This is a genomic window from Lacisediminihabitans changchengi (assembly GCF_016634425.1).
GTDB classification, from domain to species: Bacteria; Actinomycetota; Actinomycetes; order Actinomycetales; family Microbacteriaceae; genus Lacisediminihabitans; species Lacisediminihabitans changchengi.
On record NZ_JAEPES010000004.1, the window covers coordinates 59,510 to 81,914 of the forward strand.

Genomic DNA, 22,405 nt, shown 5'->3' on the forward strand with positions numbered 1-22,405 from the left:
TTATCAGGTGTGCATCAGGGGTTGTGTTGCCTGTGTCAGGCCGTCGGGATCGATGCCACCGGTTCGGTGGTCGGCTTCTTCGATCCGCCGGCGGGCTCCACGGTGATGCCGATCGTGTCGCCGCTCGACATCTTGCCGTCGAGCACCCGAACCGTCTTGCCGTTCTCTGCGGCGGTGAAGGTGCCGGCCGGAGTGATGTGAGCACCGTCGATGTACCAGAGCTCGTAGGTCTTATCGGACGGCAGCGCGGGCAGGTCGGAGACGACGACCGCGGAGCGTGCGAGTTGGGCTGACCAGATGACCGTGGCGTTGCCACCACCGGCGACCGCAGCTTCGGCGCGCTGTGCATCTGCGGCAGCGGAGATCTCCGTGAGACCGACGGCCTGGGGCTCGACCTGCTGGGTGGGCGTGTTCATCGAGGTACCGAGCGCGGTGCCCCCGACGAAGATCGCCGCGGCCGCCGCGGCGGCAACCAGGATGGTGCTGGGCCGGGAGTACCAGCGGCGTGCAGCCTTGCGTTCCGCCGGTGCCACGGTCTCTGCGGAGACTGAGCGAATGGCCCGCTCCGCGAACATGGACGTCACGTTCGTGGGAGCAGCATCCGCCTTCGGCGCATTCGTCTGCCCGGGTTCGAGCGACGGAAGCTGCGGGGTTACGGCGATGCGCGCCATGATGTCGCCCTTGAGCGACGGCGGCGGGGTGACCGGGGTGGTGGACATACCGAGCATGACGGCGGTGTCGGTGAAAGCAGCCAATTCAGCTCTCGCCTCCTCCGACGTAGCCAGGTATTTCTCGAATTCTTCACGCTCGGTTTCATCGAGCGCGCCGAGCGCATAGGCACCGGCCAACAGGTGAAGGTCGTCGTGTTCGGTCACGATGCCACCCCAAGTTCATCGCGCAGACGGATCATGCCGTCGCGTAGTCGGGTTTTCACGGTGCCGATCGGCACCTTGAGCATGGCGGACACCTCGCTGTGACTGAATCCGCCGTAGTACGCCAGGGTGACGGCCTGGCGCTGCAATTCCGTCAACTGTGCCATCGCTACCTTCACCCTTTCGTGCTCGATGGTGATCTCCACCGCGTCCGACACGTTGTCGTACTCGGCGACGAAATCCCGAACCCCGATCTTGAGGTCCCGATCTCGTCCGGCCTGGGAGGAACGGATCCTGTCCACGGCTCGGCGGTGAGCCATGGTGAGAATCCACGTCGACGCACCACCTTTGGTCGGTTCGTACCTGGTTGCGTTCTGCCAGATCTCCAGAAAAACCTCCTGGGTGACCTCCTCGGACTGCGAGTGGTCGACCAGCAGACGACGAATCAGACCGAAGACTCTCGGGGAGATTTCGTCATAGAGCGCGGCGAACGCTTTCTGGTCCCCCTGGGCTATACGGCCCAGAAGTTCCTCTTTGGACGGCGGAAGCTGCGTGGACTCATAGTCTTTGCTGCTGTCGGTCTCTCGGGGCACGAGTTCTAGCATGTCGCACTCTCCGCACTTCCGTGCCGAAAGACGCAACTTAGCCGAAGAACTGCGTGCTCCGGGTTCCCGCATTCGTTGGTCACGGTGAGGGTTCGTTACCCGTTCGCAAACAGATTGGTCTGCCGGAATGCCGCTCCGGGGAGGGGATGCCGAGCCGCAGAACGCCTCTCGGCGCATGGCCGCTCGAAGCGGCTAATAGTGGAGCCCGGGGTTACTGCGGCCCGGCGGTGGCCCTTGCGGACCGTTGACTATTGTACGCGAGGAGGCTAGTCGAGCGAATCAGTTCGCCACAGGCGAGCGCAGGCGACGAACTCGTTCGCGGTGGTGGAGAAGCGAAGGGCACGGGTGGTGAGTTCACTCGCACGTTCTGGGGAGGTGGAGTCCGAATCATCCGCGACGCTGGTGCACCCGAGCGACATGATGCGGCAGAAGGCTGCGGCTCGATCGAGCGCGACCGCGAAGTCGCCCTGGAAGAGCCCGCGCAAGATCTGATCGGCGAGCGTGGTGATCTCGTCGGGTCCGGTGGGTGCGGTTGCGCCGGCGACGACCGGATCGATGGATGTCGCGACCTCCACCCCGCGCTGGTACAAGAAGCTCGTGCCGGTCGGGTCCTGTCGCACCAACGCCCGCACCAGGTAGATGCGCCAGAGCGCGCCCGGCAGGCTGCGCGGATTTGCCCGGGACCACAGCTCGGCGACCGCATCGATGCCGTGCTGATCGGTGAACGCGACCAGGCGTTCGACGATCTCTGACTCCGGGTTGTCGCGCACCCTGCTGAGCAGGGCGAGCGCGGTCTCGTGCGCGACCCTGCTGATCTGGGCCGGATCTTCGCCGCCCACGAAGGTGTCGAACTTGTCGCCGGAATACTGCGTCGGCTTATGGAACTCGTCAGTCATCGCCCACCAGCCTACGTCGGTCGCGCGCGCTGCTACATTTGTATCCGCGGGCCTCTAGCTCAGTTGGTAGAGCATCGGACTTTTAATCCGTGGGTCGTCGGTTCGAGCCCGACGGGGCCCACCGCAATCATTGGGATCGGCGGGATTCCTGCCAGTTGCGGTGGTAGGAATCCCGTCCAGAACCCGGCGATCGATTAGTTCGAGAGCTTGATCACCTGTTCGGCGAGAGCGGCCATTGCTTCGCGTCGCTGCGCCTCAGGCAGGCGCGCCCACATGTTGAAGATGCGCTCCTTGTCGTCCACCGAACGCCGACCTGCGGCCATCCAGTTGTAGAGGACGCGCTTCTCTTTAATGCCCCCGGCGTTGGAAGCTTCGGTGATGACCTGAGCGGCCGTCGGGGGATCGATGGAGACGTCGCGCGACTCGTCGTTGCACCGCTGGCATTCGGCACGGAGGTTGTCATCCTCGTCGCCTCCACCACGCGCGACTGGAATGATGTGCCCGATGCTGAGCATCGCGAAGCGTCCTGCGGCATCCGCGAACTCAGCGCCCGCCGCGGATCCGCAGACTTGGCAAGCATGGCCATCGCGCTCGATAATGCGACGACGCTTCGGACCGCTGATGCTCTTCCGACTAACCGGAGCCTTAGCACCCAGATCCACCCGCGTGCCGATGGCCCGAATCAGATACTCGTCCGGCAGCAAACTGGGGTTCATTTTGTAGTTGTCGATCTTCCAGCCCATAGTGCGAAGATCGCGCATCCGACGATCGGCCTGCGCAACGCCCTCCACCGCCTTAAAGAGATCGAGCTTCTTGAACTTGTTGCCTTCCCCGACGCTCGCTACATAGGCCGCTACACGGACAACTGAGGACTGGCGAACGACGGGCTTCTCACCCTGGGTTTGACTCACTGGTGCTCCACTTCTTCGGCTTTCGCCTGAGGTTTTTTCGCCACGCGATCCGCGCAACGTGTCCAGAATGTCGAGCCGACGCATCTCGTGTCAAGGGCCGACGCAAATAAATTCTTTGGCTGGCGCGTTGATCGGCAACGTTCGGCACAAGTTCATCGGCGAGTCCTGGACTGCGATGTCGGCGCCGAGCGGTAGCCTTACCTCCATGTTTGACAGCGTTAGCCCCCTCCAAGTAGTCGAGATCTGTGCCGGAGCCGGAGGCCAATCGTTAGGGCTTCATCGGGCTGGCTTCGGACATTCATTAGCTGTTGAGCTTGATCCTTTCGCAGCCGCCACCTTGCGCGCGAACACCACCTGGAAAGTCGCCGAAGGCGATGTCGCGGACCTTGAACTTTGGAACCCTGCTGACTACGCCGGGATAGATCTGCTTGCTGGTGGCGTTCCGTGCCCACCATTCTCCATCGCCGGAAAGCAGCTAGGTTCGTCTGACGAGCGCGATCTTTTCGCGTGGGCCGTCGAACAAGTGGGCGTCATGCGGCCCCGCGCCGTGCTCTTGGAAAATGTTCGCGGCCTCGGAACAAACAGATTTGCGGGCTATCGCCAACGGGTGCTGGATCGCTTGGCGGAATTTGGATACTCGGCCGACTGGAGGCTCCTGAATTCTTCCGACCACGGCGTCCCGCAGCTTCGCCCTCGGTTCGTTCTTGTCGCCATGCAGCCCGAGGACGCGGCGTACTTCCGCTGGCCCGAGCCAAGCCCGTCGGAGGTCACGGTTGGAACCCTTCTGCGCGATCTAATGGCCGCAAACGGCTGGCCTCACGTTGATGCGTGGGTCGAACTCGCCAACGGGATTGGTCCCACCCTCGTTGGCGGAAGCAAGAAGCACGGAGGCGCCGATCTCGGCCCTACCAGAGCAAAGGCCGGGTGGGCGAAGCTGGGCGTAGACGGGAAAGGTATCGCTGACAGCGCACCCGGCCCAGACGCACCGCACCCGTCAGTTACCCCACCGAAGCTCACGATCCAGATGGTCGCTCGGCTCCAGGGCTGGAATAGCGAATCCGAGTGGGCATTTGCCGGTCGCAAGACCGCGCAGTATCGCCAGATTGGAAATGCTTTCCCGCCGCCGGTCGCCGAGGCCGTAGGGCGTTCTATCCGTTCGGCGCTTCTGCACGAGGGCATGCCTCACGAGGTACCCGAGCTAAGCGCAGACGTCCACGACCCGATCTATCGTGCACTCTCGGATGCCGAGGGCTTTGTTCCGATGTCTCAGTTGATCTCGGCCTTGAACGAATTCAGTCAGGCGTCAGTCGAGCGCCGTCTGGCCGTTCTGGCGCAAGACTTCGAAGTTGAGGTTCTGAATGACACGAAGGGTACGTCTTATCGACTCGGGGAGTTCAAGGGGTTCACGGGTCAGGCTGAGCATCGGCGCCATGCCTATATTGCGGAGCACCGTGGGCGGGTCAGCTAACGGCACTGGAGTGGTTATCACCACCACTGGCGAAGGCAGCAAACTTCACAACGTGTTCGGAGTAGTCGCTCGGGTAGAGGTGGGCGTAGATCGTGTCGGTGGTCGTGATGCTGGTGTGACCTAGCCAGCGGCTCACCTTGTACGGCAACCAGCCACAAGGACGCTGCCGTGTGCCGCACGTCGTGCACGCGCATCTCCTGCAAGCCGAGCGCCCACAGCGTTGGACGGAAGTAGTTGCGGCGAAAACTGCCCACGTCCAGAACGCGGTCGTAGTTGATCTTGGCTACTCCCCCGACTTTTCGCCCGAGCCAGAGAAGCGCTTAACTGTCGCGGCTGCGGGGATGCGGCATCCGATATCAGCGGAGTTCTGCGATGAGCATTGCGTCCCCCAGCGGGACGTCGCGTTTGGAGCGTTTCAAATTCGGAGTCCTGACGACCCACTTCGCGTTGACGCGCGCCGAGACCCAAACACTGGGAGGATGCGGTTGTCGTGTATCGCCCGATAGCCGAGATTGGTGCACGCAGCTTCAAACCTGGAGCGCTGACGAGCAGGCTCGCCTCGATGTCGCGGACTGTCTTCGGGTTCTTCAGGAGTGCGTCCGTGCTGTTGCCCTCGGCTAGCTCGTTCTCCACCTTCAGGGCGAACCGTTCTGCCTCCCGCTTGACCGTGGATGTGCGTTGCTTCTTGGTCTCTTCCTGAGCTGGAAATCGCACCACTCCCGGGGACGTCAGCCTCGGAGGACTGTTCGACCAGCCGCTGCCGGATTACATCCGGCCCGGCATCAAGATCAAGGAGTAGTCCTCGGAGCAGATGGTCGCGTGCGTCGTCGGCACGTGAGCCGCTCCCGTGTGGCGCCCCACGCTCGGGTCGTCCGAGAGCGGCCAGCCCGGCCACGGGCAGCATTGTCGGAGGTGCTCGTTACCCTGAGCAAATGACAACAAATTGGCTTCCGGCAGAAACAGACTTGTCCCGGTTCGCGACGCTCGTAGATGGAATTCCGCAGTGGATGCGGCCCTCGTTAGACGCTTGGTACAAGGACGTACTCAAGCCGGGCCACGGCGAGATGATGACCTGGCCGACGCCCATGATCGTTCAATACGACGCTCGAATGCAGCGGACGATCCCGCTCTCGGGATCCTTTTCCCCCTATGAGCCTTCTACCATCCGAGCGCTGCTCACGGAGAAGGAAGAGCTGGACTTCATCGACTTTGTGGTCGCGACCATTGCAGAGAAGTTTGGCTCCGGAACCCACCATCTAACGTCCCTTGAGGCCCTCCTCGTCAGCGGGAACTCTGCTTGGTCTGTCGGAACACGGGAAGGGTTGGCTGGGCTAGAGCGTCGCGTTCCCATAGGAGTGCAGGAAGCTGCGGAACATGTGATTGATACTCCGGGGCATGCTGGCGATCTGCTCTCGCAAGCGTGGCACGCCGTCTTTGGTCTGGAACCCGATTACGAGAAGGGCTATGCAAAGTCGATCAAGGCTGTGGAGGCTGTGGCGATCCCTCTCGTAAGCCCGAACCATAAGCTCGCGTCGCTTGGCACCGTAGTGGGCCAGATGCGCGCGGATGGAGATTGGTCCCTCGCTCTGGTTCGTGAGCACCCGACGCAGACGAGCGCGAGTGTCGTGCTTGGGACTGCTCAGGCACTTTGGACCGGACAGAACGACAGGCATGCTGGACAGTCCGACTATGTGCCGACGACCCGACGCGACGCGGAAGCCGCCGTGATGATGGCAGTGTCGCTCGTCCAATGGTTCGCGTCAGGGCTCGTGGCCCGCTCCGCCTAAACCCGGCGAAAACCCGTCCGACCGCGCTCCGCTGGGGTGATCCGGGGCGAACCGACTCTGCCCCCACTCTTCCTCAGAAAACGCCGGAATTGCGGGCCACGGCGGGGTAAAGCGGGCGAGGTCGGTTCAGCGTGGTTCACGTAAGAGAAGGTATGCGCGCGGGCTTTTAATCCGTGGGTCGTCGGTTCGAGCCCGACGGGGCCCACCCTAAGAATCACTGCAATTGTGGGGATGTGGAGCTCTACGCCCCGCCCGTTGGGCCAGGGGTATGGCGCTTGCCCACACAGTGAGTCGATCGTGTGTGCTGATGGTCACGGCGGGAAGGGCGAATGTCGCGTCGGCGAGGATGGCGCAGCTAGCTTGACGCTCGTACTTTAGTCAGTGATCATTGACTCAATGAATGCTGAGTGGATTGCAGAACTCCAGCGCCGCGCGGCCAAGCACGCAGCGCTATCAGACCCGACGCGCCTGTCGATCGTTGACCTGCTCTTGTTCGGCGACCAGACACCGAGCGAACTCCGGCACGTGCTCGAGCTCCCATCGAATCTCGTCGCGCACCACCTGAAGGTGCTCGAGGCGGAGGGCATGGTCATCCGCACTCGGTCTGAGGCCGATCAGAGGCGCAATTATGTACACCTGGTGCGCGCGACTCTCGACGGCATCCACGTCGGTCGACCGCGAGCGGTGAGTCGCGTGGTTTTCGTCTGTACCGCCAACTCCGCTCGGTCACAGCTTGCTGCGGCGCTCTGGAGTCAGGCGAGCACGATTCCTACAGCATCCGCCGGAACCCATCCGGCCGCACATATCGCGCCCGGCGCTATCGACACCGCAGACCGGCACGGGATGACCCTTACTGCCGCGAGTCCGCGGCAACTGGATGACGTTATCGCGGCCCACGATTTTGTCATCACCGTGTGCGACAACGCCCACGAGGAACTCGATAGCGTCGGCGACCTGCACTGGTCGGTACCCGACCCCGTCAGGGCCGGCAGCGTCGATGCATTCGATGCGGCGTTCGACGAGCTGTCCAAGCGCGTCACTGATCTCGCCCCCCTTCTCACTCCGCTCAACCGGATCGGATAACGGCAATGACGTCGCACACCACTCGCGCCACCCCCGCACCATCTGAAACGAGAAAGCACGCACATGTCTGACAAGCCCACCGTTCTCTTCGTCTGCATTCACAACGCCGGCCGCTCACAGATGGCCGCCGGCTACATGACCGCGCTGTCAGGGGGTGCCGTCGAGGTCCGCTCGGGCGGGTCTGAGCCCGGCAACCAGATCAACCCGATGGCCATCCAGGCAATGGCCGAAGAGGGCATCGACATCTCCCAGGGTGTTCCACAGCTCATGACGACAGAGCAGGTCAAGGACTCGGATGTCGTCATCACCATGGGATGCGGCGACGTCTGCCCGATCTTCCCGGGCAAGCGCTACGAAGACTGGGAGCTGGTCGACCCCGCGGGCAAAAGCATCGACGAAGTTCGTCCGATCCGTGACGACATCAAGGCTCGAGTGGAAGCACTCCTCGCCGAGCTGCTCCCCGCGAACCACCGACCTGGGACAACTTTGACGCCGGCAAGCTCGCAGCGTTGACATTCGTGGCCATCGCCGGTGACGAGCTGCGGGGATGACTCTCCGTGGACCGCTGTGTACGCGGCTCCATGTCGTCGCACTAGTTGCGGGTAACCCGCCAGATGCCGTAAATGACGCCGGGGATGTGAGCGAGCAGTTGGAGCAGGAAGGCCCACAGCACTCGGATCGTCAGGCCCTCTTTGAGTAGTACCGCAAGGAATGGCAGGAAGAAACACAAGATGATGAGCAGGACATTTTTCATTGTCGTTCACTTTCTCTTCGATGGGCTCCAACTGGCACCCGCACCGCCGGTGACGGCGCTTCACTGCTACTGAGACGCAGATCGCCCCGAAAACGTCACGCTTTTGGTTTCATACTCCGCCGGTGTGAATCACCGTCGATGATTCTGCTTCGGCAGCGACTCTGCGCTCGGATGGGGGGACCGCACGTTGGCGCAGGCCTTAGGTCCCATCGAGTGAGCCACCAAGCGGCACACTGAGCGAAAGACGAGGGGGCGAGTGGATGACCGGCACCGCAACGCAGTCGCGACTCTCGACTCCGTCTGCCAGACACGAGGCCCACTATCGTTCCCGCGCCCGGGTCGGCGACCTCATCGCCATCACTCTGTGGGTGTCGTCCGCCATCTCGGTGGGGCTGTTCCTCGTCTCCGGCGGGACGGCTCGTTTCGGGTCGGCTTCGGATGCTGTGACGAGCCTTGGAATCATGGCCGGCCTGGTCGGCACGAACTTCGTGCTCGCGATGCTGATCTTCGCCGCGCGGATCCCGGTCATCGACCGGGCGATCGGCCACGACCGTGCCATCGCGGTGCATCGAGCCCTGGGCAAGCCCGCCTTCCTACTGTTGATCGGCCACGCCTTGTTGCTTCTCATCGGGTACGCCTTCGCTTCGGGCCTCAACCCGATCGCGGAGATCGCGCCGCTGTTCGCGATACCAGACATGTGGCTGGCGCTGGTGGGAATCATCCTTCTGACGATCGTGGTGGGAAGCTCGCTCGCGAGCATTCGACACCGGTTCAGCTATGAGACCTGGCATCTGATTCACCTGGTGAGCTACGCCGCGGTGCTCGTCTCTATCCCGCACCAGCTGAGCATCGGCAGCGTATTCCTTCCGTTGAGTTTCGAGCGAGCATATTGGCTCGTGCTCTATCTGCTCGCGTTCGGAGCCATATTCACCCATCGCTTCCTCGAGCCACTGCTGTCGAGCATCCGCCACAACCTCCGTGTCGATCGTGTGGTCATCGAGGCGCCGGGGGTGGTGTCGATCTATCTGCGCGGCCGTCGACTTCATTCGCTGCGCGCGGCGGGCGGGCAGTTTCTGGTCTGGCGGTTTTGGACGCCGGGAACCTGGTGGCACTCCCATCCCATTTCGCTCTCTGCCGCCCCGACAGACACCGAACTACGTATTACCGTGCGCGATCTAGGGGAAGGCAGCCGCAGCATCAGCGCGGTGAGAGCGGGCACCCGGGTGTGGTTCGAAGGTCCGTACGGCGTATTCACCGATGCTGGCCGCACAGCAAAGAAACTCGCGATCGTGGTCGCCGGTATCGGCATCACGCCGGTGCGCGCACTCCTCCAAGATTCACGGCTGCTGCCCGGCGAAGCATCAGTCCTGCTGCGCGCATCCACCCCCAATGACACCTTCCTCTGGGGCGAGATCGACGAGCTGGCGCGGGACAAGGGCATCACCGTCACGAAAATGATCGGCCCGCGCAGCACCAGCGGACCAGGATGGATGACCGAGAAGGCCGCCGAGCGCGGCGCCACCCTGCAGAACATCTTCCCCGATCTGACCCGGAGCGATCTCTACCTGTGCGGCCCGACCGCGTGGCTCACGCTGATCGAAGCAGATGCCCAGGCGTCGGGTCTTCCGCACCACCAGATTCACGCGGAGCGTTTCGATTGGTGAGGGCGCGCGCAACGATCGTGGGCGTCGTGGGTTCCGCGACGGTTATCGCCGTCGCCTGGCTCGTGGGAGGCACCCTCGAAGGGAAGACGACTGCCCCCACGAGCACCACATCGACGCCGGGCAACTCCACCTCGCCGTCTGGCGCAGCGTCGGTCTCGGGCACATTCGACGGCGCAACGGAGTCCACCCGCTACGGGACCGTGCAGGTCAAGATCGTCGTCGTCGCCGGGAAGATCACCGACGTCGTCGCCACCAAACTCACCGATCAGGGCGGCCGTTCGGTACAGATCAGCAATAGGGCAGCGCCGATTCTGCGCGCCGAGGTCATCAAGGCCCAGTCGGCAAAGGTCAGTTCGGTCAGCGGCGCCACCTACACCGCCCGGGGCTACCTCTCTTCGGTGCAGTCAGCGCTCGACAAAGCCGGGCTCTGATCGACTCGGTCAGGGTCGACCGGCGATCTTCGTAATCGTGAGGGCGAGCGGGCTGCCACCGGGATCGTGGATCTCGGCCTCGCGACTAAGCCACGACGATGCGATGGGAAATCCGCACGAAACAGAGGCGACTTAGAGTGGCGAAGACCCTGCGGCCCAGCGCCAAAGATCGGTCGAGCCGGTGCCGAGTGCATCGGGGAACCAGGAGGCTCCGTATGACCATCCCCTCTCGCTCCTTCACCGTCGCCGTCTTCTGCGGCTCCAGCCCGGGCAACAGCCCGGTGTTCATCGAGGCCGCGGTCTCCGTCGGACGGCGGCTGGCCGAACGCGGGATCGGCATCGTCTACGGCGGCGGGCACGTCGGGTTAATGGGGGCAGTGGCAGACGCCGCGATGGCTGCGGGCGGAACGGTGACCGGCGTCATCCCTTACTCTCTGCAGCAGCGCGAGGAGAGCAACGGCCAGGTTAGCGAGCTCATCGTCGTCGAGACGATGCACGAGCGCAAGTCGGTCATGGCCGAGCGCTCTGACGCGTTTCTGGCCCTCCCCGGGGGCCCGGGAACGCTCGAGGAGATCACCGAACAGTGGACCTGGGCGCAGTTGGGCATCCACGAGAAGCCGTGTGGCTTTCTCAACGTGGCCGGGTACTACGACCCGATGATCGCCATGGTGGCCGCCATGCGCGACAACGGCTTCACCCATCCGCGGTACACCGACATGGTGCACTTCGATGCGGACCTCGACGCGCTGGTCGATGGTTTCCTGAGCTATGAGCCGCCGACCAGGCTCGCGATGTCACCTGGCGCCGAGCTCAGCCAGACTGTGCTGCCCTGATCGCAGCACTCCCAGGTCGCGAACGTGGCTGCGGGGCTTCCGTGCGCGCTGTCAATCCCCACGGCCCGTTTCGCCGCCCCGGTAAAGTCGCAGGGTGACCCACACCGAGACCGTCCCGAGCGAGGTGCGCGACGCGCCGCTGCTGCTCGGCCGCTACCGCCCCCTGGGCCTCCTGGCGAAAGGCGGAAGCTCCCTCGTGTACCGCGGGCACGACACCCACCTGGGTCGGGATGTCGCCATCAAATTGTTCGCCGCCGGCGGCGCCTCAGAGACTGTGCAGTTCCATGACGAGCTGCGCGTTCTCGCCGAGCTGAGCCACCACGGGGTGGTCACCATCCTCGATGCCGGCGTCGACGACTCGACGCCGACTGACCCGCGACCGTTCATCGTGATGGAACTCGTGCGCGGCGAGACCCTCCGGTCGATCCTTGCCGCGCGCGAGCTCTCGCCACGCCGCATCGGCGAAATGGTGTTCGAGGTCGCCGAGGCACTGGAATACGTGCACGCCCGGGGGGTGATCCATCGCGACATCACCCCGTCGAACATCATGATGGTCGACTACGGCACCACATTCTCGCGCCCGCGGGCACGCTTGACCGACTTCGGTATCGCCATCGACTCGTCGACGGTTCCGGAGAGCGACGGCACCACCACGGGCACCGCCGCATACCTGAGCCCCGAGCAGGTACGAAGAGAGACGATGACGAGCGCGGTCGACATCTACTCGCTCGGCCTGGTGTTGCTTGAATGCTTCACCCGGCGCATCGCCTTCCCGGGCGATGCTCTGCAGTCCGCCACGGCGCGCGTCGGCCACGAACCGCCGCTGGTCGATGCCCTCCCCGGTTCGTGGAGCGACCTGGTGCATGCGATGACCGAGCAAGACCCCGCTGCACGCCCGACGGCGGCGGAGGTTGCCACCGCTGCGCGACGCGAGCTGCGATCGGCGCGACATAAAAAGAGCCGCAAGAACGAGGGCTGAGTAGGCGGCCTTTGCCGTCAGACCTCGACCATCGTGATGCGGTCGCGGCCGGCATCCTTCGATCGGTACATCGCGCGGTCTGCGGCGATGAACAGCGCCTCGGGGGTCGGGCCGGGTTCGGCACCCGGCGCGTAGAGGGAGATACCGGTGCTCGCGCTGATCGAGAACCCCGAGGGGAGAATCTCCGACGGCTCGCGCACCGCCGCAGCGATCCGCTCGCCGATGAGTCGCGCCGCGTCTGCCCCGGCGTCTTCGCAGATCACGATGAATTCGTCGCCGCCGAAGCGCCCGACCATGTCGCCCACCCGCACCACTTCTCGGATGCGCTTGGCCACCAGGCGCAGCAGCGCGTCGCCCGCACTGTGGCCGAGGGTGTCGTTGACCGATTTGAAACCGTCGAGATCGAGAAAGATGAGGGCGAGCGGATGTCCGCGGCGCCCGGCACCGGCGAGTGCACCGTTCAGGTGCTCCCGCAACAGAGCACGGTTGGCCAGCCCGGTGAGCTGGTCGTGTAACGCGAGGGCCTCGAGCTCGGCCGTCAAGCGGATGCGCGCCAAGACCGGGGCCGCCTGTCGCGCGAGGGCGATCTGCAACTCCATCTCCTGCTGATCGAACTCGCGCCGACGCTGGAAGAAGCTCAGCAACGCTCCGACCGGGCCGCCCGCCGAATAGAGCGGAACGATCGTAAAGGCCTCGATCCGCGCCTCGACCATGGCCGCGGCGAGCGCCGGATACACCGGCTCCACCTCGTCGACGGATGACGCGCTCATGACGCCCGCGCCACGGATGACTTCGAGCTCCGGCGCCGCGGAGGGCGAGAAGGTGAACTCCTGCAGCGGGTGCTCCCCCGCCGCGAGAACGGTCTCCCCCTCTGTGGTCACCAGCATCACCGCAACGAACGGCGCGGCGACGGCGTCGCGCAGGCTGGTCACGATGGCTTCGGCCAGCTCGGCTTCGCTGGTCGCGGCGCCGAACGCGCTCGACGCCAGCTGGAGCACGCGCACCCTGGCCTCCGACGCCTCGGCCTCGCGCCGTGCGCTGAGAAGATCACGCTCGTAGTTCTGGCGAGCGGTGGCATCGAAGATCGCGAGTGCCATCTCGCCGCCCTCCCCCTCGTCGCCGATGGTCAGCCGGGAGTTGAGCAGCACGGGCAGTTCCGTGCCATCGGCGCGGCGTAGCGAGAGCGCCACCTCGCGCAGCTCTCCTGCTAGTCGCAGCACCGGCAGGTGCCGGGTCTCGTAGAACAACTGGCTGCCCGGCACCAACAGGTCGGTGAAGTTCTCGCCGACCACGGCATCCGCCTCGTACCCGGTCCACTGCAGGAAGGTCTGGTTGACCCGCTCGATCACCCCATCGACGGAGGCGGTGATCAGTGCGCAGGCGGCCCGGTCGAAGGGGTCGTGTGCGGTCATCCCAGGTAGGCCCGGATCTCGGCCGCGAGCCCCACCGGATCGGAGAGGTTGGGGCAGTGACCGGTGGTTGCCATGACGACCAGCCGGCTCCCCGGGATGGCGTCAGCCACGTACGACCCCACCTCGAGCGGCGCGATGACATCGTCGGTGGACTGCAGCACCAGCGTCGGCACGGTGACGCTGGCGAGGTCGCGGCGATTGTCGGAGAGGAAGGTGACCCGCGCGAAGTGTCGCGCGATCGTCGGGTCGGTGCTGCAGAAGTTGTCGGTGAGCTGTTGCCCGATTTCCGGGCGATCATGATTACCCGTCATCATCGGCGCGACCGCCGATGACCAGCCCAGGTAGTTGGAGTCGAGGGTGTCGAGCAGGGAATCGATGTCCTCCTGCTCGAAGCCGCCGACGTAGTCGCCATCGTTCACGTAGCGCGGGGATGGAGCGACCAGCACCAGAGCGCCGAAGCGAGACGGATCCCGGTTGGCTGCCAGCACGCCGACCATCGAGCTCACCGAATGCCCCACGTAGACGACGTCGTGGAGGTTGAGCTCGTCGAGGATCTCGTTGAGGTCATCCGCGTAGCCGTGAAGAGAGTCGTACTTGCCGGGATCGTAGGCACTGAGATCGGACCCGCCCGCTCCGACGTGGTCGAACAGCACGATCAGGTGGTCTTCCGCGAACGCGGGGACGACGTTGCGCCAGACCTCTTGGCTGCACCCGAACCCGTGAGCGAAGACAATCGGCCGACCGGCCGGGTCGCCCGACACCGCCACGTTGTTGCGCTGGATTACGGATCGCGCGGGGGCCGCGGTTTGGCCGAGGGCGGGCGAGGTCATTCTGGTCTCCGACTGTTGCGCTCGGCCTACGCGATCTGCGGGGCACCGGTAGATGGCGTCGTCGAAATGTTAACTTGCCCTCACCCCGGGAGCAATGCGGGCGAGGGGGATTGCCCAGCGGGCGGGCGCATGGTAGGCGCATTTTCTCGAGAACTCCACCCCCGTTGACAATGGATGCGGACGCCGGGACGCTGAGGGCAACCCGATCCCATCTCGACAGAAGCGGACACGCGTGAGTTTCGAACTGCAAGACGCCGTGCGCCGTTCCGAGATCGTCGCGTACTACCAGCCCCAGATAGACCTGGAGACCGGCGAGATCGTCGGGGTCGAGGCGCTCAGCCGCTGGCGGCATCCCACTCTTGGCCTCCTCACCCCGGAGAGCTTCATCCCCGATGCCGAAGCCAACGGCACGATCAACGACATCGGCGGCTTCATGCTCGACGACGGATGCCGCTGCGCCGCTGCCTGGCGCCGCGACGGGTATGACGTCGAGGTGGCGATAAACGTCTCAGCCGTTCAGCTCGCCTCGGACGAATTCTTCGATCGGGTGACGGCGAATCTCGCCGCCCTCTCCCTCGGCCCGCAGTCGATCACGGTCGAAATCACCGAGTCTCGCGCGATCGCCGATCCGGCGGATGCCGCGATCCGGCTCGCCGCTCTTCGAGCGCGGGGGGTGGACGTCTCGATCGACGACTTCGGCACCGGCCACTCGTCGATCGAGCAGATGCTGGGACTCCCCGCCAACGAGGTGAAGATCGATAAGTCGATCGTTCACCGCCGCACGGACGACGGCGACACCGTGATGCGCGACCTCATCGAGATCGCCCACGAGCACGGACTCCGCGTCGTCGCCGAGGGGATCGAGACGGTGGACCATCTGCTTCGCGCCCGCGACATGGGCTGCGATCGGGCCCAGGGATTCTTCCTCGGCCGCCCAGCTCCCGAGACCGAGATCACGCAGATGCTGGCGGTCGCCGGTCATGCGATCTAGAGCTGAAGGGCTCTGGAGTTAAAGATCCCCGTCGAATCCCAGATCGTCGGAGCCCTCGGCCGCATCCGTGTCGCCGCCGACGTCGATCTGCGTCCAGGTGACGGGCATGCCCGGGGAGAACAGGATGTCGATTCCCGGCCCCGTGCGCAGCGGCGGGATGTTGACGTACCCGCCTCCGGCCCGCACCGCCTCGAGGATCTTGGCGCGAAGTTCTGTGACGGGCTCCGGCAGGAAGTAGTCTTTGCCATCCACGGTCAGTCTGTTCACGATCACCCCCTGAGCCTATGGTGCGCGGCCCCGGGCGCGCACCGGGTTATATTCGTCTTCGATACGGCATCATGCAAGAGACAAGGGAAGACACTCGTGGGATCACTCGAATATGGCGGACGAGAGTTCGAATTCGACGACCGCACCCTCACCCATCTGCAGATCGTGTTCAGCACCAAGCTGCGGCGCCGGGAGAACTTCTTCTTCAGCTGGGTGCAGCCGCTGGAACGCGGAAGCGGCCGGCATTCCATCTGGATCGACAACGGCACCTCGATCCACTTCTCCTTCGGCGGCTCACGGCTTCCCGCGGTCAACCGCGACTGGGTCGAGGCCCTTCTCGCCTCCTCTGGCCGCACGGCCGGGCTGCAGCTCATGCCAGAGCCGGAGGCCCGCGGTTAGCAACCGCCCTTGGCCTCGATTGTCGAGGAGGGTACCGTCCATCGAAACCGAGGGGACGGTAAACACATGATCGTCACGAAGATGACCGTGGACGGAAACGAATTCTTTCTCGACGCAGAGCAGGATGTCGACGGCGCCAAAGAGCAGGTGGTCGAGGCTGCGCAGCACGGCGCTGGTCTGGTCGACGTGACGATCGCCGGACACGTGAGCGTCTCAGTGCTGGTGAGCCAGCAGACGCCGGTGACCTTCGAGCAGATCGTCGCCGAGGAGGAGGGGGCGGATCACGCCTTCGGTGACGACTTCTGGAGCTGGGCCGAGCTGGCGCTGTAGCAGTGCGGCCGAGTTCTCCTCGTCAGGCGGCCGACCCCGTGGTGAGCCGGAGTCGAACCACGCGGTAACCACAGCCGACCAGCACCACGCCGGCGCCGACCAGCACCGACGCGAGCGGCAGGGTGAACGCGAGCACGATGCATCCGACCGCTCCGAGAATCTGCAGCACTCGCGGATAACGCCTGCTCGTCTGCGTGAACGCCGACACGTTGGCGACGAAGTAGTACAGCAGCACTCCGAACGACGAAAACCCGATCGCCCCGCGCAGGTCGGCGAGTAGGACGATCACGACCACGACCGCGGCGAGCACCAGCTCGGCGCGGTGCGGGGTCGAGAACCGCGGATGAACCGCACTCAACCAGCGCGGAAGATCCGCCTCGCGTGCCATCGCCAAGGTCGTGCGCCCGATGCCCGCGATCAGCGCGAGCAGCGCGCCGAGCGAGGCGAGCGCTCCGCCGATGCTCACGACCGGACCGACCCACGGCCAGCCCGATGCCGCCGCAGCATCGGCGAGCGGGGCATCCGTCGCCGCCACCCCGGTCGCGCCGAGGGTTCCGAGCGCGACCACGGCGACCACCGCGTAGACGAGCACGGTGATGCCGAGCGCCAGCAGGATCGCGCGCGGGATGGTGCGCGCGGGGTCTCGCACCTCTTCTCCCATCGTCGCGATCCGGGCGTAGCCGGCGAAGGCGAAGAACAGCAGGCCGCCCGACTGCAGGATGCCGTAGGCACCGTGCGAGACGAGCCCCGCACCGAGAGCGCCGCCACCGAGGACATCGCCGTGCGGCAACCCGGTGGAGAGTCCCGCCGCGATGACCACGGCCAGCACGACCAGCACCGCGACCACGATGACGCGGGTGAGCTGTGCCGTGCGAGTGATGCCCCGATAGTTGACCGCGCCGAGCACGATCACCGCTGCCGCGCCGACCGGGCGCTCCCATCCCGGCGGGGCCACGTAAGCGGCGAAGGTGAGCGCCATCGCGGCGCAGCTCGCGGTCTTGCCGACAACGAAGCTCCACCCCGCGACGAAGCCCCACCACGGCCCGAGCCGCATCCGTCCGAAGACGTAGGTGCCGCCCGACGTCGGATACTCGGCGGCGAGCTGAGCGGATGCCGCGGCGTTGCAGAATGCGACGATGGCGGCCACCACGAGGCCGATCAGCAAGCCGCTGCCGGCCGCCTGCGCCGCGGGGGTGAATGCGGCGAACACCCCTGCGCCGATCATCGAGCCCAGCCCGATGATCGTCGCATCGCCGAGGCCGAGGCGGCGCTGAAGCGCGCTGGTATTGCTCACCGCGAGAACTCTACGCAGCGAAGGTGACCAGCAGGCAAACGGGTCGAGCGCTCACTTGTTCTTGACTTTCCCGTTGCCTTTATCCTTGCCGTTTCCGTTTCCCGGCGAGGGAACTACCGGCGCGACCGTCGATACGACAGAGGTCGACGGGGTGGGAGACGGCGTGGCCGAGGGAGTTGCCGACGGGGTGGCAGACGGAGGCGGAGAGACGCTCGACGGCGTCGACGGCGTCGCCTGATTGTCGTCGGCCCCTACCCTCGCGATCAGCACCGCTGTTCCGATGGCCAGTACGAGAACGGCGGCGGCCACGATTGCGGCCAGACGCCGGTTGCGATCCCGCGGTAGCGACGTCGGCGCGGTCTTACCAGGCTCCTGCACGAGACGAGGCCCGGCCGGCGCTGCGAGCACGGTGGTCGAGCGCGTGACCGGAACCCCGCCGACAGTCATGAGCTTGGTGGGGGCGAGCATCGCCCGCGTGGAGTCGTCCGCAGCGGCGGGAACCACCGGCACCGCCCATCCCGCAAGCTGTGTGCCGATCTCTCGAGTACGCATAGCGACCTGGATCGCTGTCGGGCGGTCCGCAGGCGAACGCGCGGTCATCCAGGTCAGCAGGGTGACCCAGTCGCTGGGAAGGTCATCAGGCACCACCGGGTCAAGCGCCGCACGCGCGGTCATCGCTTCGACGATCGTGCCGGGGTACGCGCGCCTCCCGGTCAGGCTCTCCAGCACCACAAGCCCGAGCGCATAGACGTCGGCGGCCGGCCCGATGTCGGCCCCGGTCGCCTGCTCCGGGCTCAGGTACGCCGCCGTGCCGACGACCGTTCCCGCCGCGGTGAGCCGATCCGCTCCGAGCAGGTGAGCGATGCCGAAGTCGGCCAACTTTGCCCGAAACGTGGGGCTGGGAAGACCCGTCGGTTGCAACAGGATGTTCGCGGGCTTGACGTCACGGTGCACCAGCCCGAGCGAATGCACCGTCGCCAGCGCCTCAGCGACGTCGGCGGCCACCGCGGCGGCGATCTCCCCCAGCAGCGGACCATGATCGAGCGTGGTGCGGAGGTCGGGGCCATCCACGAGTTCCATGACCAGGTAGCTCGGTCCGGCCTCTGCGGCGTCGAGATGCGCGTCATGCAGGGTGACGAGGTTCGGGTGGCTGAGCTTCGCGAGAGCGTCCACCTCGGCACGGCGGCGGTCGCCATCATCCGCTGACGCCACGTCACCCCCGAAGATCTTGACCGCGACGAAGCGGTCGAGCCTCAGGTCGGTGGCGCGGTAGACGCTAGCCATTCCGCCACGGCCGAGCACCTCGACGACCTTGTAGCGTTCGCCGAGCACGCGCCCAACCCACGCATCATCGCTCGGCATCACACACTCCACTCGGGTCCCGGGGGCCACGCGACCCTCGCGGTGCCCACCGAAGAGTATGCACCGCTTGGCGGCAGCCGTGAATCCGCCGCCGCCGACCGGGATTGCTAGAGAAACTAGCAATCCCCGCATAGCGTGGTGGCGTGACCAGTTCCTTCGACTTCAGCGACCTCGTTCGCCCCGTCGCCAACGGCGAGTCCACGCCACCGCCCATGAGCGTCATCGAAGCCCTGCAGGTATATCGCGGGGCTGAAGCCGCGATGCGACGACGCACCGGAACGGCGATGGGCCTCAACGAGAACGATCTGCTCGCGTTGCGCTTCATCCTCGATCAGCACGAGGCCGGTCGCGTCGTCGCTTCCAAGGACGTCACGCGCTATCTCGGCATTTCCAGTGCGTCGACCACAGTTCTGCTCCGACGGCTCGAGGACGGCGGGCACATCGTGCGGAGGGCTAGCACCATCGACAAGCGGTCGGCGGAGATCATCCCCACGCCGTCCGCGTCCGATGACACCGGTCCGCTGATCGCGTCGGCGCTGCGACAAATGTCGGGGGCGGCCGAGCGCCTCACGGAAGAGGAAAGCCGGATCATCGTGAAATTCCTCACGGCAATGCGAGAGACCGTCGACGGGATCGGGGCCTAATCCGGGCGGTGGCGGATGTACGCCACTCCTGTTTTCCCGGTTTGTCAACCGTTTGCTAGACCACTGAACTAGTTGTTTACTGGGTGGCGCCATACGACCTGTGGCGCTCGCGCATCCCGTCGCGTGCACAACCAAGGAGCGAACACCAATGAACATCCTCGTCATCATCATCGCGATCATCGCGATCGTGCTGCTCGCCACCGGCGGATTCGTCTCGTCGTTGAACTTTCTGATCTGGGTCGGAGTCGTGCTGCTGGTCATCGCAGCCATCGTCTTCCTCCTCCGTTTTCTCAGTGGCAACCGACGCGTCTGACCCTGCAGACGACCACAAGCAAAGGAGAAAAGATGAGTCTCGGAACTGGAATCGTGCTTTTCGTGGTTGGCGCCATCCTGGCGTTCGCGGTCAACATCCAGGTGGCCTGGCTGAATCTGCAGTTGGTGGGATACATCCTGATGATCGCGGGAGTGGTGGGGATCATCCTCGGCATCGTGCTGATCACGCGTCGTCGCACAACGACATCGACGACCCGCGCGGCGGTCGACCCCGGCACCGGGGAGCGCGTGACGCGTAACACCGTCGATCGCGACGACCCGCTCGTGTAACGAGTTCGGCGGCTCCCAGGCCGGCGAAAGAATGGAGGCCGAGGCGGACACACCGCCTCGGCCTTCGTTGCGCTCGCCGCACATCCCCTCTCCCCTCGCCCCTCGCCCCTCGTGAGTTGCATGTTTTGGCTGTTTTCAAGGCGTGAAAGCCGCCAAAACATGCAACTCACCGTTGGGGCACCGGTCGGTGCGACTACAGTTCGGGCATGCAGGAGTCCAACGCCATCAAGGAGTGGACGGTGGCGAAGGAGCCCGCAACGGACCCGGGCGAGCGTCGGGCTGAAGCTGTCGCTTCGGTTGCGCTCGGGCTGCTCACCGGCATCGCATCCGCCTATGACTCCCGATTCGACGCGGTCGTGCGCAGCCGTGTTGACGGATCCGAGGTGCTGCGCGTGCCTGCCCCGAACGAATGGTTCGCCGACGAACTGCGCTTCGACCTGAGACGGATGACGAAAGCCCGCTTCGTCGAGAAGTGGCGAGCACAATCGCTGGGCGACCCGCACATCCCCTTCCCCTCGTGAGTTGCAGGTTCGAGTGGTTATGGGGCGCTCTTAACCACTCGAACATGCAACTCAGGGAGGGAAATTGGGACGGCTCCGCTAGAAGTCGTTGAGGTTGTGGCGCAGCCCGCCGTTGCCGAATTCGGAACGCAGGATGCCGCGGCGCCGCAGTTCCGGAACCAGACGATCGAGATAGGTGTGCACCGTCACCGGGTGCAGGTCACCCCAGAAGATGAAGCCGTCGTTGTCGGCCTCTTCGCCGAGACGCTCGATGAAGTCCGCCACTTGCTCTGCGGTACCGACGAAGCCGCTGCCATCGTCGATGCGGCCCTTGCGGGCTTTGCGGGTGGCGAGCTCGCGCAGGCTGACGTTCAGGGCATCCGCCGCTCCCCCGGTCAGGCTCGCGATGCTGCCCTGCGACACGTGTTGGCCGAACACCGACAGGTCGAGCGGGCGGTCGAGGTCGAGCTTCGTGAGGTCGGTCTCGAGGTCGCTCGACTGATTGGCGAGCAGGCGCAGCACCTCCGCGTCAGACGGATGCTCGGAGGCCGCGACGATGCGAGCAACCTCCTCCTCGCTCGACACGATCTCCGGGATGAACGCGAACAGGATCTTGATGTCGGATGCCCGGCGCCCCTTCTCGATCGCCGCGTCGTGGATCTTCTTGCGGTAGGCCTTCACCCCCTCGACCGTGAGCTTGGTGAGCGCCAGCTGCACGTCGGAATTACGGCCGGCGAAGGCGAGCCCGCGTCCGGAGCCGCCGGGCGAGACGATGATCGGGTCACCCTCCTCCGCGGCGAACGGGATCGCATTGAGCGAACCCTCGGTGCGGAAGTACTCCCCCTCGTGCCGAAAGTTGCCGATCTTGCTGCCGTCCGCAAACTGCCAGGTGTCGCTGTTCTCGACCAGGCCGCCGTCGTCCCAGCTGTGCCAGAGCCCGCGCACCGCGTCGATCCACTCCTCCGCACGGTCGTAGGCCGCGTCGTGCGAGATCTCGTCGATGCCGAAGTGGCGCGCGCTCTTCACGTCGGTTACCACGTTGATGCCGAAGCGGTGGCCGCTCAGGTGCTGCAGCGTCGCGAACTGGCGCGCCGCCAGGTACGGCGGATAGGCGCCGGCGTTGATGGTCGGGGTGATTCCGATGTGCGAGGTCGCGTCGAACAGGTACGGCGTGAGCATCAGCGGATCGTGCTTCGGCCCGCCGTACGCCCCCCGCACGCGCAGGTCGATCGTCTCGGGTGACCCGAGCGAGAGGGCATCCTCGATGATCAGCAGGTCGAGACCGGCCTGCTCCAGCTCGCGGATCGACTGCTGATAGATCCGCGGCCCCTGCCAGCGGTAGTTCCATAGATAGTCGGGGCGACCCCAGCCCTGCGGCCCGAAGCCGCGCCCGAAGAACCATCCGAAGTGCTGAAGCCGTGTCATCCGTCGACCCTATAAGGGCACTCGGATGCCGACCACCGCCAGTCTCGAATGTGTCGTCGTGTGAA

Annotated in this window: 26 protein-coding genes and 2 tRNA genes; 17 read left to right on the top strand and 11 right to left on the bottom strand. The window is 65.1% G+C overall.

From position 1 onward, the window contains the following. Positions 1-35 precede the first annotated feature (35 nt). The 3 genes from IV501_RS11470 to IV501_RS11480 all read right to left on the bottom strand — a co-directional run bounded on the left by IV501_RS11470 (position 36) and on the right by IV501_RS11480 (position 2,373). Entirely contained in the window at positions 36-875 is an 840-nt protein-coding gene (locus tag IV501_RS11470; protein WP_307812261.1) for an anti-sigma factor, read from the bottom strand. Then, positions 872-1,477: a sigma-70 family RNA polymerase sigma factor gene (locus tag IV501_RS11475; protein ID WP_200556480.1), complete on the bottom strand. Its 606-nt coding sequence runs from the start codon at positions 1,475-1,477 to the stop codon at positions 872-874. The genes IV501_RS11470 and IV501_RS11475 overlap by 4 nt, the downstream gene beginning before the upstream one ends. A 266-nt stretch (positions 1,478-1,743) precedes the next feature. Beyond that, on the bottom strand, positions 1,744-2,373 hold the full coding sequence (locus IV501_RS11480; protein WP_200556481.1) for a DNA-directed RNA polymerase subunit beta: 630 nt from the start codon (positions 2,371-2,373) through the stop codon (positions 1,744-1,746). 48 nt (positions 2,374-2,421) lie between these two features. Between IV501_RS11480 and IV501_RS11485 the strand changes: the two genes are divergently transcribed. Further along, positions 2,422-2,494 (top strand) — tRNA-Lys (locus tag IV501_RS11485). A 73-nt stretch (positions 2,495-2,567) separates the two neighbouring features. Here the strand turns inward: IV501_RS11485 and IV501_RS16420 are convergent. Further along, positions 2,568-3,284, bottom strand: a complete 717-nt coding sequence (locus IV501_RS16420) for an HNH endonuclease (protein WP_200556482.1) — start codon at positions 3,282-3,284, stop codon at positions 2,568-2,570. Positions 3,285-3,411: 127 nt separating this feature from the next. On the opposite strand from IV501_RS16420, the gene IV501_RS11495 reads away from it, so the two are divergent. The 5 genes from IV501_RS11495 to IV501_RS11515 all read left to right on the top strand — a co-directional run bounded on the left by IV501_RS11495 (position 3,412) and on the right by IV501_RS11515 (position 8,135). Then, the gene (locus IV501_RS11495) at positions 3,412-4,752 is read left to right on the top strand and encodes a DNA cytosine methyltransferase (protein WP_234698507.1); all 1,341 of its coding nucleotides are present in this window, start codon (positions 3,412-3,414) and stop codon (positions 4,750-4,752) included. Positions 4,753-5,684: 932 nt separating this feature from the next. After that, entirely contained in the window at positions 5,685-6,539 is an 855-nt protein-coding gene (locus IV501_RS11500; RefSeq protein ID WP_200556483.1) for a hypothetical protein, read from the top strand. Between the two features lie 138 nt (positions 6,540-6,677). Next, positions 6,678-6,744 (top strand) — tRNA-Lys (locus IV501_RS11505). 191 nt (positions 6,745-6,935) lie between these two features. Beyond that, positions 6,936-7,622: an arsenate reductase/protein-tyrosine-phosphatase family protein gene (locus IV501_RS11510; protein ID WP_200556484.1), complete on the top strand. Its 687-nt coding sequence runs from the start codon at positions 6,936-6,938 to the stop codon at positions 7,620-7,622. 63 nt (positions 7,623-7,685) lie between these two features. Then, positions 7,686-8,135 carry an arsenate reductase ArsC gene (locus tag IV501_RS11515; RefSeq protein ID WP_200556485.1) on the top strand — a complete coding sequence of 150 codons (450 nt, stop codon included), beginning with the start codon at positions 7,686-7,688 and terminating at the stop codon, positions 8,133-8,135. A gap of 79 nt (positions 8,136-8,214) precedes the next feature. Here IV501_RS11515 and IV501_RS11520 read toward each other — a convergent pair whose 3' ends face one another. Next, entirely contained in the window at positions 8,215-8,376 is a 162-nt protein-coding gene (locus IV501_RS11520) for a YqaE/Pmp3 family membrane protein (protein WP_200556486.1), read from the bottom strand. Positions 8,377-8,636: 260 nt separating this feature from the next. On the opposite strand from IV501_RS11520, the gene IV501_RS16180 reads away from it, so the two are divergent. From IV501_RS16180 to IV501_RS11535, 4 genes are all read left to right on the top strand, one after another. Next, positions 8,637-10,040, top strand: coding sequence for a ferredoxin reductase family protein (locus tag IV501_RS16180; protein WP_234698508.1), 1,404 nt, complete (start codon positions 8,637-8,639; stop codon positions 10,038-10,040). Positions 10,041-10,066: 26 nt separating this feature from the next. Beyond that, a complete protein-coding gene (locus tag IV501_RS11525) occupies positions 10,067-10,471 on the top strand; it encodes an FMN-binding protein (RefSeq protein ID WP_307812262.1) in 405 nt (134 codons plus the stop codon). A 215-nt stretch (positions 10,472-10,686) separates the two neighbouring features. After that, entirely contained in the window at positions 10,687-11,304 is a 618-nt protein-coding gene (locus tag IV501_RS11530) for an LOG family protein (protein ID WP_200556488.1), read from the top strand. A gap of 94 nt (positions 11,305-11,398) precedes the next feature. Further along, positions 11,399-12,283: a serine/threonine-protein kinase gene (locus tag IV501_RS11535; RefSeq protein ID WP_307812263.1), complete on the top strand. Its 885-nt coding sequence runs from the start codon at positions 11,399-11,401 to the stop codon at positions 12,281-12,283. Positions 12,284-12,300: 17 nt separating this feature from the next. On the opposite strand, the gene IV501_RS11540 is transcribed toward IV501_RS11535, so the two are convergent. Both IV501_RS11540 and IV501_RS11545 read right to left on the bottom strand, forming a co-directional pair. Then, the gene (locus tag IV501_RS11540; RefSeq protein ID WP_200556489.1) at positions 12,301-13,695 is read right to left on the bottom strand and encodes a diguanylate cyclase domain-containing protein; all 1,395 of its coding nucleotides are present in this window, start codon (positions 13,693-13,695) and stop codon (positions 12,301-12,303) included. After that, positions 13,692-14,525: an alpha/beta fold hydrolase gene (locus IV501_RS11545; RefSeq protein WP_200556490.1), complete on the bottom strand. Its 834-nt coding sequence runs from the start codon at positions 14,523-14,525 to the stop codon at positions 13,692-13,694. Before IV501_RS11545 ends, IV501_RS11540 begins: the two co-directional genes overlap by 4 nt. Positions 14,526-14,757: 232 nt before the next feature. Here IV501_RS11545 and IV501_RS11550 point away from each other — a divergent pair, with 232 nt between their 5' ends. Further along, complete coding sequence (locus tag IV501_RS11550; RefSeq protein ID WP_200556491.1) at positions 14,758-15,516, top strand: EAL domain-containing protein; 759 nt, start codon at positions 14,758-14,760, stop codon at positions 15,514-15,516. Between the two features lie 18 nt (positions 15,517-15,534). Here IV501_RS11550 and IV501_RS11555 read toward each other — a convergent pair whose 3' ends face one another. Continuing rightward, entirely contained in the window at positions 15,535-15,789 is a 255-nt protein-coding gene (locus IV501_RS11555; RefSeq protein ID WP_200556492.1) for a hypothetical protein, read from the bottom strand. Positions 15,790-15,879: 90 nt separating this feature from the next. Between IV501_RS11555 and IV501_RS11560 the strand changes: the two genes are divergently transcribed. Both IV501_RS11560 and IV501_RS11565 read left to right on the top strand, forming a co-directional pair. Next, positions 15,880-16,182, top strand: a complete 303-nt coding sequence (locus tag IV501_RS11560) for a DUF7882 family protein (protein WP_200556493.1) — start codon at positions 15,880-15,882, stop codon at positions 16,180-16,182. A gap of 66 nt (positions 16,183-16,248) precedes the next feature. Then, positions 16,249-16,512, top strand: a complete 264-nt coding sequence (locus IV501_RS11565; protein WP_200556494.1) for a hypothetical protein — start codon at positions 16,249-16,251, stop codon at positions 16,510-16,512. 22 nt (positions 16,513-16,534) lie between these two features. Here IV501_RS11565 and IV501_RS11570 read toward each other — a convergent pair whose 3' ends face one another. Continuing rightward, positions 16,535-17,806: an APC family permease gene (locus IV501_RS11570; RefSeq protein ID WP_200556495.1), complete on the bottom strand. Its 1,272-nt coding sequence runs from the start codon at positions 17,804-17,806 to the stop codon at positions 16,535-16,537. A 51-nt stretch (positions 17,807-17,857) separates the two neighbouring features. Next, positions 17,858-19,168, bottom strand: a complete 1,311-nt coding sequence (locus tag IV501_RS11575; RefSeq protein ID WP_200556496.1) for a serine/threonine-protein kinase — start codon at positions 19,166-19,168, stop codon at positions 17,858-17,860. A gap of 143 nt (positions 19,169-19,311) precedes the next feature. On the opposite strand from IV501_RS11575, the gene IV501_RS11580 reads away from it, so the two are divergent. From IV501_RS11580 to IV501_RS11595, 4 genes are all read left to right on the top strand, one after another. Then, on the top strand, positions 19,312-19,812 hold the full coding sequence (locus IV501_RS11580) for a MarR family transcriptional regulator (RefSeq protein WP_307812264.1): 501 nt from the start codon (positions 19,312-19,314) through the stop codon (positions 19,810-19,812). Positions 19,813-19,960: 148 nt separating this feature from the next. Next, positions 19,961-20,125, top strand: a complete 165-nt coding sequence (locus IV501_RS11585; protein WP_200556497.1) for a hypothetical protein — start codon at positions 19,961-19,963, stop codon at positions 20,123-20,125. A gap of 32 nt (positions 20,126-20,157) precedes the next feature. Next, entirely contained in the window at positions 20,158-20,415 is a 258-nt protein-coding gene (locus IV501_RS11590; protein WP_200556498.1) for a DUF6458 family protein, read from the top strand. Positions 20,416-20,621: 206 nt separating this feature from the next. After that, positions 20,622-20,936 (top strand): hypothetical protein, encoded by a 315-nt coding sequence (locus IV501_RS11595; RefSeq protein ID WP_200556499.1) that lies wholly within the window; start codon positions 20,622-20,624, stop codon positions 20,934-20,936. Positions 20,937-21,014: 78 nt separating this feature from the next. Here the strand turns inward: IV501_RS11595 and IV501_RS11600 are convergent, their stop codons facing one another. Next, the gene (locus tag IV501_RS11600) at positions 21,015-22,340 is read right to left on the bottom strand and encodes an LLM class flavin-dependent oxidoreductase (RefSeq protein WP_200556500.1); all 1,326 of its coding nucleotides are present in this window, start codon (positions 22,338-22,340) and stop codon (positions 21,015-21,017) included. Positions 22,341-22,405: the final 65 nt, after the last annotated feature.